A 724-nucleotide genomic window follows, 5' to 3' on the forward strand; every position below is an offset into this window, starting at 1 on the left:
TGCCCAAAATTCGACGATATACACTTTGCCGGGCTTGAAGCTCGTGAGCGGCTCGCCACGCAGCCAGTTCTCGACCTTAATCGAAGGAGCCGGGGACTCGATCTGTAATTCCACCAATGTTGCTCTCCAAAGCTTGCTTTTTGCGCGAGGTCGTTCCCGCTCAGAGACAGCACACGGGTTCAGGGGGGAAGAGAGCATTGCTCGTCTTGCTCCCCAATTGCATGCAGTCAGCATCAAGGGTGCAAAAGCCGTGCCAGCGCGCTCAGCGTCAGTAAGCCCCTGATTGCTTGGAAAAACCTCCGCAGTGCCCAGATGGCCGGTCGTAATGAACCTGACACTTTTGCCAATGTCTGTTCCGAACCTGACATTTGTCTGCCTCTGTCAGCTTTGTTTGGGCCTCAACGGCCGTTGAGCGGTTTCTTCATCAACGGCGACTCCGACGATCTCGAGTCCGCTGTCCTTGTATTTTTTCTGCAGCTTCATCAGATGGGGCATTGCGTCCACACAATGTGTGCACCACGTTGCCCACGATTCGGCGATGGGCACTTTGCCCGGTTGGAAGTTCGTGAGGGGCTCGCCGCGCAGCCAGTTGTCGACTGAACGAAGGAGCCGTGAAGTCCATCTGCATTTTCATGTTGCGACCCAACGCTGTTGCCAACGGTTGCGCGACTTTTGTGGTCTTGTTTCCCTCTTAGAGGGGGTACACGGGTTCAAGGGAGGAGCG

At 55.7% G+C, this 724-nt stretch carries 1 protein-coding gene and 1 pseudogene; both read right to left on the reverse strand.

Translation table 11 applies throughout. The annotated features are described in order from the left end of the window. Positions 1-114, reverse strand: a pseudogene (locus ACWUKX_RS30990) (TlpA family protein disulfide reductase); the annotation flags it as partial. Between the two features lie 267 nt (positions 115-381). Then, complete coding sequence (locus tag ACWUKX_RS30995) at positions 382-546, reverse strand: TlpA disulfide reductase family protein (protein WP_456010461.1); 165 nt, start codon at positions 544-546, stop codon at positions 382-384. Positions 547-724: the final 178 nt, after the last annotated feature.

The organism is Mesorhizobium sp. f-mel (assembly GCF_053850215.1).